At 48.3% G+C, this 16,162-nt stretch carries 13 protein-coding genes and 1 tRNA gene; 9 read left to right on the top strand and 5 right to left on the bottom strand.

The window, feature by feature from the left end:
- Positions 1 to 42: 42 nt before the first annotated feature.
- The 3 genes from ACY652_RS11315 to ACY652_RS11305 form a co-directional block, all read right to left on the bottom strand.
- The gene (locus ACY652_RS11315) at positions 43 to 627 is read right to left on the bottom strand and encodes a 50S ribosomal protein L25/general stress protein Ctc (protein WP_462264480.1); all 585 of its coding nucleotides are present in this window, start codon (positions 625 to 627) and stop codon (positions 43 to 45) included.
- A 132-nt stretch (positions 628 to 759) separates the two neighbouring features.
- Positions 760 to 1,704, bottom strand: coding sequence for a ribose-phosphate pyrophosphokinase (locus ACY652_RS11310; protein ID WP_462268250.1), 945 nt, complete (start codon positions 1,702 to 1,704; stop codon positions 760 to 762).
- 155 nt (positions 1,705 to 1,859) lie between these two features.
- Positions 1,860 to 1,930 (bottom strand) — tRNA-Gln (locus tag ACY652_RS11305).
- A 216-nt stretch (positions 1,931 to 2,146) separates the two neighbouring features.
- Here ACY652_RS11305 and ACY652_RS11300 point away from each other — a divergent pair.
- The 3 genes from ACY652_RS11300 (at position 2,147) to ACY652_RS11290 (ending at position 6,858) form a co-directional block, all read left to right on the top strand.
- Positions 2,147 to 5,296: a glycosyltransferase family 117 protein gene (locus ACY652_RS11300; protein ID WP_462268248.1), complete on the top strand. Its 3,150-nt coding sequence runs from the start codon at positions 2,147 to 2,149 to the stop codon at positions 5,294 to 5,296.
- Positions 5,297 to 5,452: 156 nt separating this feature from the next.
- On the top strand, positions 5,453 to 5,887 hold the full coding sequence (locus ACY652_RS11295; protein WP_462264479.1) for a hypothetical protein: 435 nt from the start codon (positions 5,453 to 5,455) through the stop codon (positions 5,885 to 5,887).
- Positions 5,888 to 5,889: 2 nt separating this feature from the next.
- Positions 5,890 to 6,858, top strand: a complete 969-nt coding sequence (locus ACY652_RS11290) for an MBOAT family protein (RefSeq protein WP_462264478.1) — start codon at positions 5,890 to 5,892, stop codon at positions 6,856 to 6,858.
- A gap of 310 nt (positions 6,859 to 7,168) precedes the next feature.
- On the opposite strand, the gene ACY652_RS11285 is transcribed toward ACY652_RS11290, so the two are convergent.
- Positions 7,169 to 7,861 (bottom strand): FkbM family methyltransferase, encoded by a 693-nt coding sequence (locus tag ACY652_RS11285; protein WP_462264477.1) that lies wholly within the window; start codon positions 7,859 to 7,861, stop codon positions 7,169 to 7,171.
- A 126-nt stretch (positions 7,862 to 7,987) separates the two neighbouring features.
- Between ACY652_RS11285 and ACY652_RS11280 the strand changes: the two genes are divergently transcribed.
- The 4 genes from ACY652_RS11280 to ACY652_RS11265 are packed head-to-tail and all read left to right on the top strand — an operon-like array spanning position 7,988 to position 11,646.
- On the top strand, positions 7,988 to 9,319 hold the full coding sequence (locus ACY652_RS11280; RefSeq protein ID WP_462264476.1) for a flippase: 1,332 nt from the start codon (positions 7,988 to 7,990) through the stop codon (positions 9,317 to 9,319).
- 44 nt (positions 9,320 to 9,363) lie between these two features.
- Positions 9,364 to 9,963, top strand: a complete 600-nt coding sequence (locus ACY652_RS11275; RefSeq protein ID WP_462264475.1) for an O-methyltransferase — start codon at positions 9,364 to 9,366, stop codon at positions 9,961 to 9,963.
- A gap of 3 nt (positions 9,964 to 9,966) precedes the next feature.
- Positions 9,967 to 10,740: a class I SAM-dependent methyltransferase gene (locus ACY652_RS11270; RefSeq protein ID WP_462264474.1), complete on the top strand. Its 774-nt coding sequence runs from the start codon at positions 9,967 to 9,969 to the stop codon at positions 10,738 to 10,740.
- Positions 10,741 to 10,749: 9 nt separating this feature from the next.
- Complete coding sequence (locus ACY652_RS11265) at positions 10,750 to 11,646, top strand: glycosyltransferase family protein (RefSeq protein WP_462264473.1); 897 nt, start codon at positions 10,750 to 10,752, stop codon at positions 11,644 to 11,646.
- A 120-nt stretch (positions 11,647 to 11,766) separates the two neighbouring features.
- Here the strand turns inward: ACY652_RS11265 and ACY652_RS11260 are convergent, their stop codons facing one another.
- Entirely contained in the window at positions 11,767 to 12,693 is a 927-nt protein-coding gene (locus ACY652_RS11260) for a cobalamin-binding protein (protein ID WP_462264472.1), read from the bottom strand.
- Between the two features lie 90 nt (positions 12,694 to 12,783).
- Between ACY652_RS11260 and ACY652_RS11255 the strand changes: the two genes are divergently transcribed.
- Positions 12,784 to 13,398, top strand: a complete 615-nt coding sequence (locus tag ACY652_RS11255; protein WP_462264471.1) for a LysE family translocator — start codon at positions 12,784 to 12,786, stop codon at positions 13,396 to 13,398.
- A gap of 96 nt (positions 13,399 to 13,494) precedes the next feature.
- Positions 13,495 to 16,104, top strand: a complete 2,610-nt coding sequence (locus ACY652_RS11250; protein WP_462264470.1) for a PAS domain-containing sensor histidine kinase — start codon at positions 13,495 to 13,497, stop codon at positions 16,102 to 16,104.
- The last annotated feature ends 58 nt before the right edge of the window (positions 16,105 to 16,162 follow it).

Raw genomic sequence — 16,162 nt, 5'->3', positions numbered from 1 at the left:
CATTTTTTGCACTGCCGTTTATAAACGCTAAGCTTAAAACAATTATTTCTTGCCTGAAGCTGCTTCCTGCTCTGCCTGGCGCAGGGCACGTGATGTGGTTATCGATAAAACGGTATCTTCGGGCGCATTGGTAATGGTCAGGTTCGGAATGCTGATTTCGCTTACCTGTACTGATTTACCTACTTCCAGGCCTTCGATGCTTACTTCAATGGCATCAATGTGGTCTTTTGGCAGCGCTTTTACACGCAGCTTACGCAGTTTCTGCACCAGCTTACCACCCATTTTAACGCCGGGTGAAGTGCCGGTTAAGGCAATCGGAATTTCAATGGTAACCGGCTTGTTTTCGTTCAGCTCCATAAAGTCTACGTGCAGAATTTCGCCGGTCAGGGGATGAAACTGCATGTCTTTAATAATGGCCTGAGCGGTTGTACCGGCAATATCCAGGTCGATAAAGTGTACTTCCGGGGTGTAAACTACCGGTTTCAGGTCGGCTATGGCTACTGAAAAGTGTGATTGTGCAGCACCGCCATACAATACGGCAGGCACCTGGCTCTGGTAACGCAGCTCCTTGGCATCGCGTTTCCCTACGTTCTCCCGCGGAGAACCGCTAATAGCAATTGATTTCATGTGTTTATTTATTTATTTGTTAGCACCCCTCCCAACCCTCCCCCGAGGGGAAGGCTGTAAGAGGATATTTTTATTCAATCTTTCAAAACCCATTTTTTATAGCCCTCCCCTCGGGGGAGGGTTGGGAGGGGTTTAATCCACCTTAAACAACTGACTGATAGAACCATGCTCATTTACGTTCATGATAGCACGGGCAAATAAATCAGCTGTTGACAATACCCTTATCTTGCTGCTTTCCTGCTTTAATGGTATGGTATCGGTTACAATCAGTTCTGTTAAGGCTGAGTTCTCGATGGTTTCATACGCCTTGCCTGACAATACCGGGTGGGTACACACGGCACGTACGCTACGTGCGCCACGCTCCATAATTAGCCCCGCCGCTTTCGATAATGTTCCGGCGGTATCGCAAATATCATCAATCAACACAATGTCCTGCCCGGTTACATCGCCAATGATGGTCATAGATTCAATTTCATTGGCCCTCTTCCGGCGTTTATCGCAAATCACCACCTCTGCATTAAAAAACTTGGCAAAGGTACGCGCCCGGTAAGAGCCGCCCATATCCGGCGAGGCAATAGTAAGGTTTTCTAAACCCAGGCTTTTAATATAAGGCACAAATATTACCGAAGCATCCAGGTGGTCTACCGGAATATCAAAAAAGCCCTGTATCTGTGCGGCGTGCAGGTCCATCGTCATTACCCGGTTTGCCCCTGCTGCCGTAAGCAGGTTGGCTACCAGTTTAGAGCTGATGGCTACACGGGGTTTATCCTTACGATCCTGACGGGCAAGCCCGAAGTAAGGAATTACCGCCGTTACGTAATGAGAGGATGCGCGGCGGGCGGCATCAATCATCATTAATAACTCCATTAAATTATCAGTAGGCGGGTTGGTGGACTGGATGAAGAAGATATCGCAACCCCGCACCGATTCATTGATGTGCGGCTGAAACTCGCCATCGCTAAAGCGGGAAATCGTTAAATCGCCCAGTTCGCGACCATAAGCGGCTGCAATCTTTTTGGCCAGCGCTTGTGAGCCCGACCCTGCAAATAACTTAACAGAATTAAACTGTAAGGGCATCTTAATAATGATTTCGGATTTGGGATGTTTGATTTCGGATTTTTCCATCCTCCACCTATATCACCTTATCAAACCTTATAAAAAACAATCGGATTTCAGAACTTCTATTCAGACCTGCATCCGAAACTGAACCTCCGAAATCCGAAATCTAATTGTTGCCCGACCAGGATTCGAACCTAGACAAACGGTACCAAAAACCGTCGTACTACCATTATACTATCAGGCAAGCCTGTTTTTGGTTGGTTTCCCTTCCAAAAGCGAATGCAAATATAAGGTGGTTATTTTAATTGTCAAAAGCATTTTATAAAAAAATAATCAATCCGCTCATGTTCAAATGGTTGTTCGTTAAAATTTGTTAAAGGCAGCTGCCAGCCTGCCCGATGTACCGATACTTTTACTAATTTCGGCAGCTAAAACTGTACTTACTGTATTATTTGTAACCATGAGTTATACCAAAACCAATAACCTGTTTGGCTGGCTAACCTTTATTGTGGCTTCGCTAACCTACATTCTTACGCTTGAACCTTCTACCAGCTTTTGGGATTGCGGCGAATTTATTGCCTGTATCTACCGTATGCAGGTAGCGCACCAACCAGGTGCGCCGCTATTTACCATGATTGGTAAAGTGTTCTCGCTGTTTTCTTTCGGCAATACAGCTAAAGTTGCTTACTGGACCAATGTATCTTCGGCCCTGGCCAGCGGCGCTACCATATTATTTTTGTTCTGGACAATTACTGCATTAGCAAAAAAATCACTAATCAAACGGGCAGAAGACCTTACCCTTACCAATACTATTCTCATTATCGGGGCCGGTTTGGTGGGCGCACTGGCCTATACTTTTTCTGATACCTTCTGGTTTTCAGCCGTAGAGTCTGAAGTATATGCCCAATCGTCGCTTTGTACGGCTGTTGTATTCTGGGCTATATTAAAATGGGATGCCCACGCCGATGAACCCGGCGCCGACCGCTGGATTATTTTCATTGCCTACGTAATGGGCTTATCTATCGGCGTACACTTACTCAATTTGCTGGTCATTCCGGCTATCGGGCTGGTGGTATACTTCCGCCGTGCCGGCAAGCCTACGGTTGGCGGCGCCATCAGCGCTTTTGTGGTGAGCATTGTGGTGCTGGGCCTCATCCTATGGGGCATCATTCAGTACACCGTAAAAGGCGCCGCCTTTACTGATTTGCTGTTTGTAAACAGCCTGCATTTGGGCTTCGGCAGCGGTGCTGTAATATTTTATGTACTGGTTTTTATTACTTTAATAGCAGGTATCTATTATACCATTACTACCGCTCAGGCTGCATTAATTGTTGCGGCTGTCAGCTTCATCGCTGTACTATCGGTTAGTGGCGGCATTATCGGCTTTATTGCCGCCATAGCAATACTGGCTTTGCTGGAGTACATCTTAAAAGTACGCCAGCGCCGGTACACCCTTAACACGGTATTTATTGGTGCGCTGTTTATTTTGTTAGGCTACAGCTCCTTTGTGATGATCATCATCCGCGCTAAAGCCGGCACTAACCTGAACAACAGCGACCCGGAAGATGCCTTTGCCTTAAACAGCTACCTGAACCGCGACCAGTACGGCGAAACCCCACTGGTATACGGGCAGTATTTTGATGCCAAACCCACCGAACAAACCGAAGGCGCTAAAATTTACCGGCATGGCAAGACGCAATATGAGGTAGCCGGCCGTAAGATGAATACGGTTTATGACCGCAACACCCTGTTCCCGCGTACCTTTAGTGATAAAGCCGGGCACCCGCAATTTTACCGCCAGTGGCTGGATTTAGGTGAAAATGGATCGCCTACCGGGTTGGATAACCTGAAATTCTTTTTCAGCTGGCAGGTGTATCAGATGTATACCCGTTACTTTCTGTGGAACTTTGTGGGCCGAACCAATGAGATGGACGGCCAGAATGACTCGAACGGTATTGACGGTAACTGGATAAGCGGCTGGAACTTCAGCAAAAACCTGCCCTTCTCGGTAACCGAAAGTAAAACGTACAACCGCCTGTTTGCCCTGCCGCTGATTATAGGCTTATTAGGTTTATTCTATCACTTTAAGCGCGACCAGAATGATGCCGGTATTGTAGCCATCCTGTTCTTTTTCACAGGTCTGGCTATTGTACTTTACCTTAATCAAGACCCTAACCAGCCCCGTGAGCGTGATTATGCCTACGCCGGCTCTTTCTATGCCTTTGCCATTTGGATAGGCTTTGGCGTAATTGCCATTGCCAATTTACTGAGTAAAAAGCTGAACCCTAAAAACGGAGCCATCATAGCTACTGTGGCCTGCCTGCTGGCTGCGCCGGTGCTGATGGCCAGCCAGGAATGGGACGATCATGACCGCTCTACCAAAATGACACCGCATGACATGGCCTACAATTACCTGAACTCATGCGCCCCCAACGCCATATTGTTTACTTATGGCGATAATGACACCTATCCCCTATGGTATATTCAGGAGGTTGAAAATGTGCGCCCCGATATTCGTATAGTAAACCTGAGTTTGCTGGGTACCGACTGGTATATCCGGCAGATGAAGCAGCAGATGAACCAATCGGCCCCGCTACCCATTACGATGCCGAACGAAAAGTTTGAGGCCGGTGTACGTGATGTATTATATTATAATGACTCCAAACTGCCCGGTTCGGTAGAGGTGAAGGATGTGTTCGACTTTTTAACTACTGATGATAACCGCGCAAAAGCGCAATTCAGCGAAAATGGGGAACTGACCAACTATTTGCCTACCAAGAATTTTAAGATCACCATCAATCCAACCGAGGTGGTGAGCACCGGCACGGTACCTGCCAAGGATGCGGCTAAAATAGTACCGGCAATGGCCTGGACTTATCCGTCTAACTATGTAACCAAGGATAACCTGGCCATGCTGGATATTCTGGCGCATAATAACTGGAAACGCCCGGTTTATTTTGCCAACACGGTGGGCAGCGATAACCTGATTGGTATGGACAAGTACCTGCACGATGAAGGCTTTGCCCAGCGCCTGCAACCCCTGCAGCCGGATACCGCCCAGGCCGAAGGCGCCGCCACCAACACCATGCAGATGTATAATAACATGATGACTAAGTTCCGCTATGGCAATATGAAGAAGGCCCGTTACCTGGATCATGAGTCGTTGGTGATGTTCTACCCTATTATATTGCGACAGTTCATTACCCTGACCGAGAGTCTGCAGCGCGAAGGCCGCCCGGATTTAGCCAAGAACGTGATACGCAAGTATGATGCAGCAATGCCCGACCTGATGCCTTACAGCGAAGTAGCCGGCCGTAAGTACTACCTGATTGATAACGCCTATCGCCTGGGCGAAACTGCTTTAGCCAACAAGTGGGTAAACAGTTTAGACAGCTACCTGGTAAACCTGCTGGATTATAATTACAAGGCATCTCAAGATAACTCAGGTGCGGTGAACCAGCGCGATGTACAGTTGAGTTTATCTGTACTGAACGCTTTGGCAAACAGCACGCAGCAAGCCAAACAAACCACCTTGCATGAAAAGCTGAGCAAGCAATTTACCGATTATGAAGGTAAGCTTGGGGCACTCATAGGCGGTGCAGCCCGGTAACAATACATACAGTAAAGCACAAAAAAAGCCGGTCATTCATCCATGACCGGCTTTATCATTTGGACAAATACCTACCAATTATTAATTTTCATTTATTTTTGAAAGTTCAATATATTATATAAATTTGCAGTGCGGTTAGTTTAAAGCCGGATATTTATGAAGTACATCCTCGCCCATATTGAAACACTGGTTTGCCTGGCAGGCATCGGGCAAATTTGTTTGGCAGCCGGTAGTACGGCCATTCCGGGTATCTTAAAATGGAAAACGGAGTTAACCAAAGTGCATCCGCTCATCCGCCATATATTTTGGATGTATGCAGGCTACATTTTGGTTATTAACTTTTGCTTCGGTTTTGTATCTGCTCTTTGCGCCCATGAACTCACCAACGGCTCTAAGCTGGCTGTGCTGGATACCGGCTTCATTGGTGTGTACTGGGTTTCCAGAATATGCATTCAGTTCTTTGGCTTTGAGCGGAAGAACTTTCCTACCGGCAAATGGCTGGTGCTTGGCGAGGTAGTGCTGGTATCGCTCTTTTTGTTTTTGTGTACGGTATACGCATTGGCGTTTTATACCAACCTGCAAAAGCTGTAGCCATGCTGCCGGTATTACCCCTGCTATACTTTCTGCTGCTTAATGCAGTAATCATTATAGCAGGTTACATCGTAATAAAAAATACACGGTTAACCTCTGCCTGGGTTATGCTGGTATTCAGTGTAGCGGTAATAGGGTTTGTGTTCAGGCAAATACAGCCTGTCATCAAAATGCTGGCTATTATTGCTACTACCTTTACCGCCATGAAGGTGGTTACCGCTACCGAAAGTTATAAAGGCAAAACTTTTGCACTTACTTTTAAGCAGTGGTTGGTATTTGCGGCGGGCTGGGCAGGCATGCGGGCGCAGCCATTTGAAACATTGGGTGCCGCCGCCATACCCGGCGCCCGGGGCATGATCAGGTTTGGGATAAGCAGACTGTTAGCAGGCGCATTGCTGATTGGCCTGGCACATCTGCTGGTTAAGCAGCCAATCAACCCAACGTTCTTATATATAGCGGTGAGTGCCCTATTATTGGTTGCCTTTAGCCTGATACTGCATTTTGGCCTGTTAAGCATCAGTGCCGGTAGCTGGCGGCTTTGGGGTGTGCATACTTACTACCTGTTCAACCGCCCGGCTACAGCGCTTAGTCTTACCGAGTTTTGGGGCAAGCGCTGGAATGTAGCTTTCAGCGAAATGACCACCCTAACGCTGTTCAGGCCGTTGAGGCATAAAGCGGGCAATGCAGCAGCTCTCATGGCCGCCTTTTTATTTTCCGGTTTGCTGCACGAACTGGCCCTGAGTGTACCGGTTAACAAAGGCTATGGTTTACCGCTGCTTTACTTTTTTATACAGGGTTTGCTGGTATTGCTGGAAAAGGCGTTAACACTACACCACATCAATTTTTTGGAGCACAAAATTATAGCGCGCGCGTGGGTATTCTTTTGGCTGGTTGTGCCGATGCCTTTGTTGTTCCATGCCGCCTTTTTGCAGGAAGTGGTATGGCCGCTTGCCGGGTTGCAGGTAAAATAAAGTTTAATTTATAGCATACTCTATTTGCATTCATAATCGTTTGCAACCACAAATATTAGAAATACAAATTAGTCAGCAATATATCTTATCCCTCCCATATGAAAGTAAGCAGCGCTTTATACCAGACTAACAAGCGCTATTTCTTTGCATTACAAGATTCTGTCAATCATAATTCAGACCCTACTATGGCATAAACCCCTCCCTGCCCTCCCGGGGAGGAACGCATGACTGATCATTTAAAAGCTAACCCCACCAGCATTTACGGTTAAAAACCGGCCAAGCGAACAAATAACGATATGAAGGAAATACGCTATACCTGCTTTTCGTGCCTGTATATAAGTGTGCGCTGCGTTTTGCTCACCAGTTCATATTGCCTTGCACCTAAAAATTCATGCACTTCAGAGGCATCCAGGTGCTTAAAATCAGCATCGGTATCTTCCACCAGCACAAAGCGGGGCTGATACTTATCCCAGTTGTTGGATTGCAGCACCCTTACATCCAGGCCGGCCACGTCAAAGCTCATAAAATCGATGGTATTGCCTGCCGGCAGGTGCTCGTCCAGCACCTGGCCTAAGGGGTAAATTTCAACATCTACCTTTTTAACCACCGGGTTACCTTTGGCGCTGCGGGTACCGGCCACCTCTTTATCAAAGGTATTCAGCGTGGCATCCGCAAAACAATAGAGCTCAAGGGTTTCATGCTTATGGCCGATGCCGATGTTCAGATTAATATCCCTTTCGCGGTATTGCCGGAAAAGGCTGATGCAATCAGGATTAGGCTCAATATTAATACCCTGCCAGCCCAGTTCGTAGTAATGCATGGTGTTAGAAAAGCGGTAGGGATGATAGGCGCCGATATCCACATAGCAGCCTTTATAGTTGTCATCATCAGGTATCAGTTCCGCAATCAGCGGGCGCAGCAGCATATCTTCACCGTCCTGCGAGTAAGACCGGTAAGGTTTAAATTCGGGGTGTTGATCAATATCAGGCGTTAACGCTTTCATTCCGGTAGCTTTTAAATGTACTTACCGCAAAATAACACAAATAATTATAAACCTCAGGCTAACTGCTGATATGCAGGAACAGTAGCTTTTGGTAGCGTTGCAATATTTATACCTTTGCCCACATCTATGCGCATACCCAGCATTCCCGGATTTGACCAGCAGGCGTTTGAAAAGTATTTTAAGAATACCGGCTGGCTCATGATGGCAAGGGTAGGCAGCCTGGCCATCGGCATCGTTATCAATAACTTCGCACTATCCAATTACCTGGGCACCAAAGCGTTTGGTATACTTAACTATCCTATGGCTATTGTTACCTTTTTTATGGCCGTAGCCGCCCTGGGACTGGATGGACTGGTAACGCGCCAGTTATTGAACGAGCCGGAAAAGCAGAACCGCATTTTAGGCACCGCGTTTCGGCTGCGTATCATAGCCGGCATTTTAACGCTGCCGCTGGTATACATTACCTACGTTGTGATAAGCCGCCACAAGGCTATTGAAACCCCGCTGAGCTATGTATTGATTGTAGCCCTCACCTCTGTTATACAATCGGTAAATATTATCGACAGCTACTTTCAGTCGCGGGTGCAGGGTAAGGCCATTATGCAGGTGCAGGTTATTGGCAACCTGTTATCAGCCGCCGTAAAGCTTATATTTATTCTGCTGAAGATGCCCTTGATCTGGTTTGTTTGGGCTTTAGTGCTCGATGCGGTGATTATCGGGTTAGGTTACCTGATTACTTATACCCGGCATCATAACCGGCTTAACCAATGGACATTCAGTTCAGGCGAAGCCAGGCAACTGCTCAAACTATCGTGGCCCTTAACCTTTTCCGCACTGCTGGTTTCTATCTACATGAAGATAGATCAGTTAATGATTGATACCTACCTGAACGTTCAGCAACTGGGCATCTACTCTACAGTGGCACGCCTGAGCGAGAGCTGGTACTTTATCCCGGTAGCTATCGTTACCTCTGTTTTTCCGGCCATTATGCATGCGCGTAATACCGATAAGGAGCGTTATTACAAACGGCTGCAAAACATGTATGATTTGATGGTGGTTATCAGCCTGAGCATTGCGCTGGTCATGACGTTTGGTTCCTCGCTGATTTACCACCTGGCCTACAAGCCGGAATTCTGGCCCGGTGCACCGGTACTGGCCGTACATGTGTGGGCCGGTATCTTTGTGTTTTTGGGCAGTGCCAGCGGGCAGTATCTGATTGCCGAGGGCTATTTCAAACTATCTATGCTGCGTACCGGCGTGGGCGCCATAGTGAACGTGGCGCTCAATATATACTGGATACCGGCCTATGGCATTATCGGTGCAGCTTATGCTACACTTATTGCTTATGCCGTAGCCACATTTTTCATTCTGTTTATTCCGCAAACACGGGGGCAGGGTGTGCAGATGTTAAAATCATTATTCTTAATTTCACTTTTTCAAAAAGTTATCAAACGTTGAACAAATTCGATTCTCTTATTAATATCATAAAGCAGCCGGAGCGCTTGAAAGCCTTACTTTCTTATCATGAAAAGGGCTACCTGAACAGCATTGGCTGGTTTAAGGCTTTCGACAGCAAATCGCCGGTGGATGGTAAGGGCAACCCCATTCCGTGGGTTACCTATTCATTTATCGATTTCATTAAGCCCCGCCTTAACGAGCAGCAGGCGGTTTTTGAGTTCGGCTCGGGCAATTCTACCTTATTTTATGCCAAATACACCGGCATCGTGGTATCGGTAGAGCATGATAAGGCCTGGTATGAAAAGATTACCGAAACCAAGCCCGACAATGCCGAGATGATTTTTTGCGAGTTACAGCCCGACGGCGAATATTGCCGTATGCCCAACCGCCTGCAGGAAAAATTCGACATTATTATTGTGGATGGCCGCGACCGGGTGAATTGCTGCAAGCAATCGGTAGCCGCACTGTCTGACAACGGGGTTTTGGTGCTGGATGATTCTGAGCGCGACAGTTACCGGGAAGCCATCCGGTTTTTGCTGGAGCAGGGCTTTAAGCAGCTTTCGTTCAGCGGCATCTCGCCCGGCCTGTTCTATGAAAAGGCCACCTCTGTATTCTATAAACCCGGTAACTGTTTAGATATATAAGACATGGCCCAGGAGATCATCAGCAGCAACGTAAAGGCGGCTTACGACGAGTTTTACCAGCAGCACGACGAGGCGTGGCGCATGTTAGGCGCCGGCTTTAAGGCACAGCACATTATTACCGTATGCCAGGGCCATACCTTTACCAAAGTGCTGGAGGTAGGTGCGGGCGATGGCAGCATTTTGCAATACCTGGCTGAACAAGATTTTGCACCGCAATACGATGCAGTTGAGATTTCGGAAAGCGGCGTGGAGCATATCAAAAAGCGTAACATTAAAAATCTGCAGTCGGTACAGGTGTTTGATGGTTACCATTTGCCGTTTGAGGATAACAGCTTCGATCTGATCATCCTTTCGCATGTACTGGAACATGTAGAACACGAGCGCCTGCTGCTGCGCGAACTCAAAAGGGTAGCCAGCCACCTGGTGATTGAAGTACCGCGTGACTATAAGGCCGGGGTAGATAGCCGTATACAGCATTTTTTGGCCTACGGGCATATCAATGTTTATACGCCAACTTCGCTGCGTTACTTGTTGCGCACTGAAGGTTTGGAGGTAATGAAAGACCTTACCTCGATGATTGAGCCGGAAGTAACACGGTTTAATACCTATATCAACCAAAAGAAGCCTAAAAGCGCCATTACTGACTTAAAAATCAAATTAGAATATGGTTTGAAAAGCCTGCTGAGCCGTTTAGGCGGTAAAAAGACAGCCGAGCAAATGGCCAATGCCTATACCGTACTGTGCCGTACTACCGGCCAACAGGCTGATATCTTTTAAACCTACTACATGCAGAACCTGGCCCCCATTGCGCTGTTCGTTTACAACCGGCCCGACCATACCCGCCGCACGTTAAGCTATTTGCTGCAAAACGTACTGGCCGAGGAATCGCGCCTGTTCATCTTTTCGGATGCCGCCAAAACGGAGGAGGATAAAGTTAAGGTAGCGCAAACACGCCAGCTGGCCGCCGGTGTTACCGGCTTCAAATCGGTAAAGCTGGTACAACGGGAACAGAACATGGGGCTGGCCGATTCCATTATCAGCGGGGTAACACAACTGGTAAAGGAGTACGGCAAGGTAATCGTGTTTGAGGATGATCTGCTCTCCTCGCCCTATACGCTGCAATATTTTAACGAGGCGCTGAGCCGTTATGCACAGGAGCCGCGGGTGATGCACATCGGCGCCTATATGTATGAGCTAAAAGCGCCGGCACTGCCGCAAACCTTCTTTTACCGTGCCGCCACCAGCTGGGGCTGGGCCACCTGGGCCCGTGCCTGGCAGCACTTCGAACCGGATATCGACAAACTCATTCAACAGTTCGACAAGCAGAAGATCCATCAGTTTTCCATCGAAGGCAAGATGAATTTCTGGAAGCAGATTAAAAATTTTAAGGCCGGTAAAAATAACTCCTGGGCCATACGCTGGTATGCCTCGGTATTTTTGCAGGGCGGGCTTACACTTAACCCATCCAGATCCCTGATACAAAACATCGGGCATGATGGCAGCGGTACGCACTCCAACAATGAGGATATGTACCAGGTGCACATCAGCCGCCAGCCGGTTACCCAGTTTCCTGACGCGATTGAAGAAAACCCGCAGGCATACCAGGCCATTAAACGCTTTTTAAAGCACCGTAAAGGTAATTTATGGCAACGGGTGGTGCGGTATATCCGGCAACGCCGATGAAAATTATATTTAAAATTTTGTCATTGCGAGGAACGAAGCAATCTCGTAGCTATGCTTAACCGCCCTGTGTACGACGAGATTGCTTCGTTCCTGGCAATGACATTTTAGTATAAAATATACCTACACCTCAAACTTAATCCACCCTTCACCTTCATAGCCAAAAACAAACTGCTTGGGGAAAATCATTTCGGCCAGCATTTCGGCGGCATCGGCAATGCGGGGGCCGGGGCGGTTAAAATAGTGGTTGCCGTCGGCTACGTACAGGCGTTTGTTTTTTACGGCCTGCAAATCGCTAAAACCGGGCAGTTGCAGCAGTATGTGCATCTCGCGCAGGGTGCGCTCTATAGCAAAGCCACAGGGCATCACCACAATCACCTCCGGGTTGGCTTCCCACAGGTCGGCCCATTCAATATAGGGCGAATGCTTGCCCCGTTCGGCCAGTATGGGCGTACCGCCGGCCAGCTGCACCAGTTCGGGTATCCAGTTACCTGATAGCATCAGCGGTTCCAGCCATTCTATACAGGCTACCGTTGGCCGGGCTTCTACAAACTTCAGTTTATGCCGGATGATGTCCAGCCGTTCTTCCAGCTCCTCAACCAAAGCATGGCCCTGCGGGCGCACCTGCAAGGCAGTGGCCACTTCAACAATAGTACCCATAATCTCATTCAGCGTGGCAGGCTGCAGGGAGATAATGGAGGCCGGGTTTTCCAGGTAATCATCCAGAGCCTTTTCCACCTCGGGCAGCGAAACGGCGCACACCTCGCATTGGGCCTGCGTAATCACCACGTCGGGCTGCAGCTGTTTAATCTGCTCACGGTTCACACTGTATACCGAAAGTGCATCGGTAAGCAGTTGCTTTACTTTCTGGTCAATCGCGGCGCTGCTCAGTCCGTCGGGTATATGCGCCCCGGTGCATACCGGCAGTTGCTTAACACTTTCCGGGTAATCGCACTCGTGCGAGCGCCCCGCCAGCTGGCTTTCCAGCCCGAGGGCACAAACAATTTCGGTGGCGGCAGGCAGCAGGGAAACAATACGTTGAACAGGCATGCAGGATAATTTTTGCAAAGTAAACCTAATTTCAGCTTTACCCGAACAGATAAATACGCTTAAAGTAAAAAACCTCACTATTTTTACCCCATGTACCTGCTCACCATTTTGGTAGGATTGATCGCCAATTTTATCGGCTATATCCCGCCAGGCAATATCAACTTAACGCTCACACGCCTTACCATTGTAAGGGGAATGCAGCAGGCTTTACGTTTCATTATTGCGTTCTCTATCGTAGAGTTCTTTTTCACGCTGTTTATTATGCATGCGGCCCGGTGGATATCGCAGCAGGCCCATTTAGAAACCTTGATTGATTGGGTAATGGCTATCCTGTTTACCATACTGGCCATCGTTACCTGGCGCAGCCGCAACCATCCGCCCGAAACCAAATACTCTGAGCAGGCCAGCATTCGCTACGGCATTATCTTAGGCATTGTAAACCCCATGCAAATTCCCTTCTGGATGGTGGCCGGCACGTATGTCATCTCCCATCACTGGATATCATCAGGGCCGCTGGCGCTTATTCTCTTTAGTTTAGGCTCGGCAGCGGGGGCGTTTTTATGCCTGCTGGCCTATGCAAAATCGGCGCAATATATTCAGGAGCGCTTTGCGCTGAGCACAAAGGTAATCAATACGGCTATTGCTATACTGTTTGCTGCGTTTGCGGCTTACCACTTCATTAAGCAAATAGCGCACTTATTATAAACAGGTATGCTTATCTTCACATCTGCAAGTTGTAATTAGCAGCTGATGTAATTACGCAAATTATTACCTTTAACTTATTAATCTTCTGTGTTTCAAATGCACACTATGCCAAATATCTCTACAGAACAGACTTATTTTGCGCCTCTTGTTGAGGCATCCCCTATGCCAACGGCCATTTACAGCGGCCGCAATATGATTATCAGTATTGCCAACCAGGCCATGCTGGATTTGTGGGGCAAGGATGCATCGGTAATAGGCAAAACTTTGCGCGAAGCATTGCCTGAACTGGAAGGGCAGCCTTTTCATGAACTGCTGGATAAGGTGTATACCACCGGCGAATCTTACATTGCCAGGGAAGACCGGGCCGATCTGGAAGTAGACGGCCGCCTGCAGCGTTATTATTTTACCTTTACCTATAAAGCGCTTAAAGATGCGCAGGGCTTTACCGAAGCCATTATTAATACGGCAGCAGATGTAACCGAACTGGTAACCAGCCGCCAGCGGGCGGCCGAAGCCGAAGAACGGTTATCTTTTGCGCTGCAGGCTGCCGAAGTAGGCACCTGGGACCTGGACCCGTTGAATAACCAGGTGAAATGGAATACCCGGTGTAAAGAACTATTTGGCTTTTCGGGCGATGATGATGTGGCATACCAGGACGTACTGAATTGCATTCATCCGGCCGATAAAGACCTTGTACACAAGGCCGTGCTGGAAGCCATTAATCCTGATGCTGATGGCCGTTATAATATTAAATACCGCACGGTAAATAAGCATACCGGGCAGATATGCTGGGTACATTGCAAAGGCAAGGCTTACTTTAACAGTGATAACGTGGCTTACCGCTTTGCAGGTACCGCTTTAGGCATCAGCGCCGAAATAGAGGCGCGCCGCCGCGAGCAGCAGTTGCTCAGCCTGATTGAACATAATGCCGACCACATGTCAATTGCGGATATGGACGGCAAGCTGATCTACCTCAACAAAGCTGCACGCCGCCTGCTGGGGGTAGCCAAGCATATTAACGTGCTTACCTTGAATGCCACAGATTTTTATACCCCGCAAGAATTAAAAAGGGTACAGGAGCAGGTAATACCGCTGATTGATATCACCACAGGCTGGCACGGGGTAATTAACTTAAAAAAGCTGAACAGCGAAACCACTATTCCCTGCGCCGTAAACTATATACTGATTAAAGATCCGCAAACCGGCGAGGTAATGGGCCGCGGCGCCACCGTGCGCGATTTACGCCCTGAGCTGAAAGCCAAAGCCGAATTGCAGCGGTTGGCCACCATAGTTGATGTAAGCGAGGATTTTTGCAATTACTGCGATATTAACGGTAATACACTCTACCTCAATTCATCAGGAAGCGAGCTGATTGAATTAAGCCCGCAGCAGCTTACCGGCAAGCGCCTGTATGATTACCATTCAGAAAGTTCGAGCCAGAAGATCAGGCACGAGGTTATACCGCAGCTGTATGCTACCGGCAAGTGGTCGGGCCCGCTGGAACTGGTACACCAGGTAACCGGCGAAATTATTCCGATACATAAGCAAATGTTCATGATTCGGGAGGAGATTACCAATGAGCCGGTAGCCATTGCCGGTATTGCCCGCGATTTACGCCCCGAGCTTAATGCCCGCAAGGCGATTGATGCTAAAAATAAAGAACTGAATGCGCTGGTAAACGAAATGGAGTTTTTAGCCAACTCTGTACCCGTTGTGGTTTGGAGCAGCAAGCCCAACGGCGAACTTGATTACGTAAACAAACGGTGGGCCGACAATACAGCCAAAAATACGAACGATACTTTAGGCGCCAGCTGGATTACCGGCGTACATCCCGACGACAAGGCACATGCTGCGGCTGCCTGGAGCCATTCTATTACTACCGGCGAACCCTACCAGACCGAGTTTAGGGCCATTGAGAAATCAGGCAATTACCGTTGGTACTTAGTGCAGGCTTTACCCCTGCGCGACAGTAACGGGCAAATTATAAAATGGTATGGCACCAATACCGATATACAGGAACAAAAAGAGCTGGCCCGCCAGAAAGATAACTTTTTAGGTGTAGCCAGCCATGAGCTGAAAACGCCGGTAACCAGCATTAAAGCCTATGCCCAGGTAATGGAAACGCTGTTCCTGCGCTCGGGCGATACCCGTAATGCCGCTATTGTAGCCAAGATGGATAAGCAGCTGAACCGGCTTACCAGCCTGATTGGCGATTTACTGGATGTAACCAAGATCAATACCGGCCGGCTTGAATTTAATAATACCGCCTTTGATTTCAGCCAGATGGTAGAAGAAGTAGTGGAAGGCATACAACTTACCACAGAGCGGCACGAGATACAGCGCAAATTTAATGTAAGCCGCATGGTGCAGGGCGACCGTGAGCGCACCAGCCAGGTAATTACCAACCTGCTTACCAACGCCATCAAATACTCGCCCGATGCCAGCCGCATTGTAGTGTATACCGAAGACCATGACCATGAGGTGCAGCTATGCGTGCAGGATTTTGGCATCGGCATCAGCCGCGAGAAGAAGGATAAAGTATTTGAGCAGTTTTACCGCGTAAGCGGCACCCGCGAGCATACTTTTCCGGGCCTGGGGCTGGGGCTGTATATTTCCTCCGAGATTGTAAAACGCATGGGGGGGCGCATCTGGGTTAACTCGGTAGAGGGTAAAGGCTCCACTTTTTGCTTTGCACTGCCGGTTTAAAATGCTGTTATGTTTAACAAAAGCCATACGGCAAACTTTTATTTATTACCATAGCCCC

The organism is Mucilaginibacter sp. (assembly GCF_965200995.1).
Lineage (GTDB): Bacteria > Bacteroidota > Bacteroidia > Sphingobacteriales > Sphingobacteriaceae > Mucilaginibacter.
Note: the sequence above shows the minus strand (reverse complement) of the source record. Positions and strands in the feature narration are given on the sequence as shown.

Bases quoted from the DNA above. Each gene is read 5' to 3' on its own strand.
- ACY652_RS11315 (WP_462264480.1), bottom strand. From the start codon at position 627: ATGAAATCAATTGCTATTAGCGGTTCTCCGCGGGAGAACGTAGGGAAA.
- ACY652_RS11310 (WP_462268250.1), bottom strand. From the start codon at position 1,704: ATGCCCTTACAGTTTAATTCTGTTAAGTTATTTGCAGGGTCGGGCTCA.
- ACY652_RS11300 (WP_462268248.1), top strand. From the start codon at position 2,147: ATGAGTTATACCAAAACCAATAACCTGTTTGGCTGGCTAACCTTTATT.
- ACY652_RS11295 (WP_462264479.1), top strand. From the start codon at position 5,453: ATGAAGTACATCCTCGCCCATATTGAAACACTGGTTTGCCTGGCAGGC.
- ACY652_RS11290 (WP_462264478.1), top strand. From the start codon at position 5,890: ATGCTGCCGGTATTACCCCTGCTATACTTTCTGCTGCTTAATGCAGTA.
- ACY652_RS11285 (WP_462264477.1), bottom strand. From the start codon at position 7,861: ATGAAAGCGTTAACGCCTGATATTGATCAACACCCCGAATTTAAACCT.
- ACY652_RS11280 (WP_462264476.1), top strand. From the start codon at position 7,988: ATGCGCATACCCAGCATTCCCGGATTTGACCAGCAGGCGTTTGAAAAG.
- ACY652_RS11270 (WP_462264474.1), top strand. From the start codon at position 9,967: ATGGCCCAGGAGATCATCAGCAGCAACGTAAAGGCGGCTTACGACGAG.
- ACY652_RS11265 (WP_462264473.1), top strand. From the start codon at position 10,750: ATGCAGAACCTGGCCCCCATTGCGCTGTTCGTTTACAACCGGCCCGAC.
- ACY652_RS11260 (WP_462264472.1), bottom strand. From the start codon at position 12,693: ATGCCTGTTCAACGTATTGTTTCCCTGCTGCCTGCCGCCACCGAAATT.
- ACY652_RS11255 (WP_462264471.1), top strand. From the start codon at position 12,784: ATGTACCTGCTCACCATTTTGGTAGGATTGATCGCCAATTTTATCGGC.
- ACY652_RS11250 (WP_462264470.1), top strand. From the start codon at position 13,495: ATGCACACTATGCCAAATATCTCTACAGAACAGACTTATTTTGCGCCT.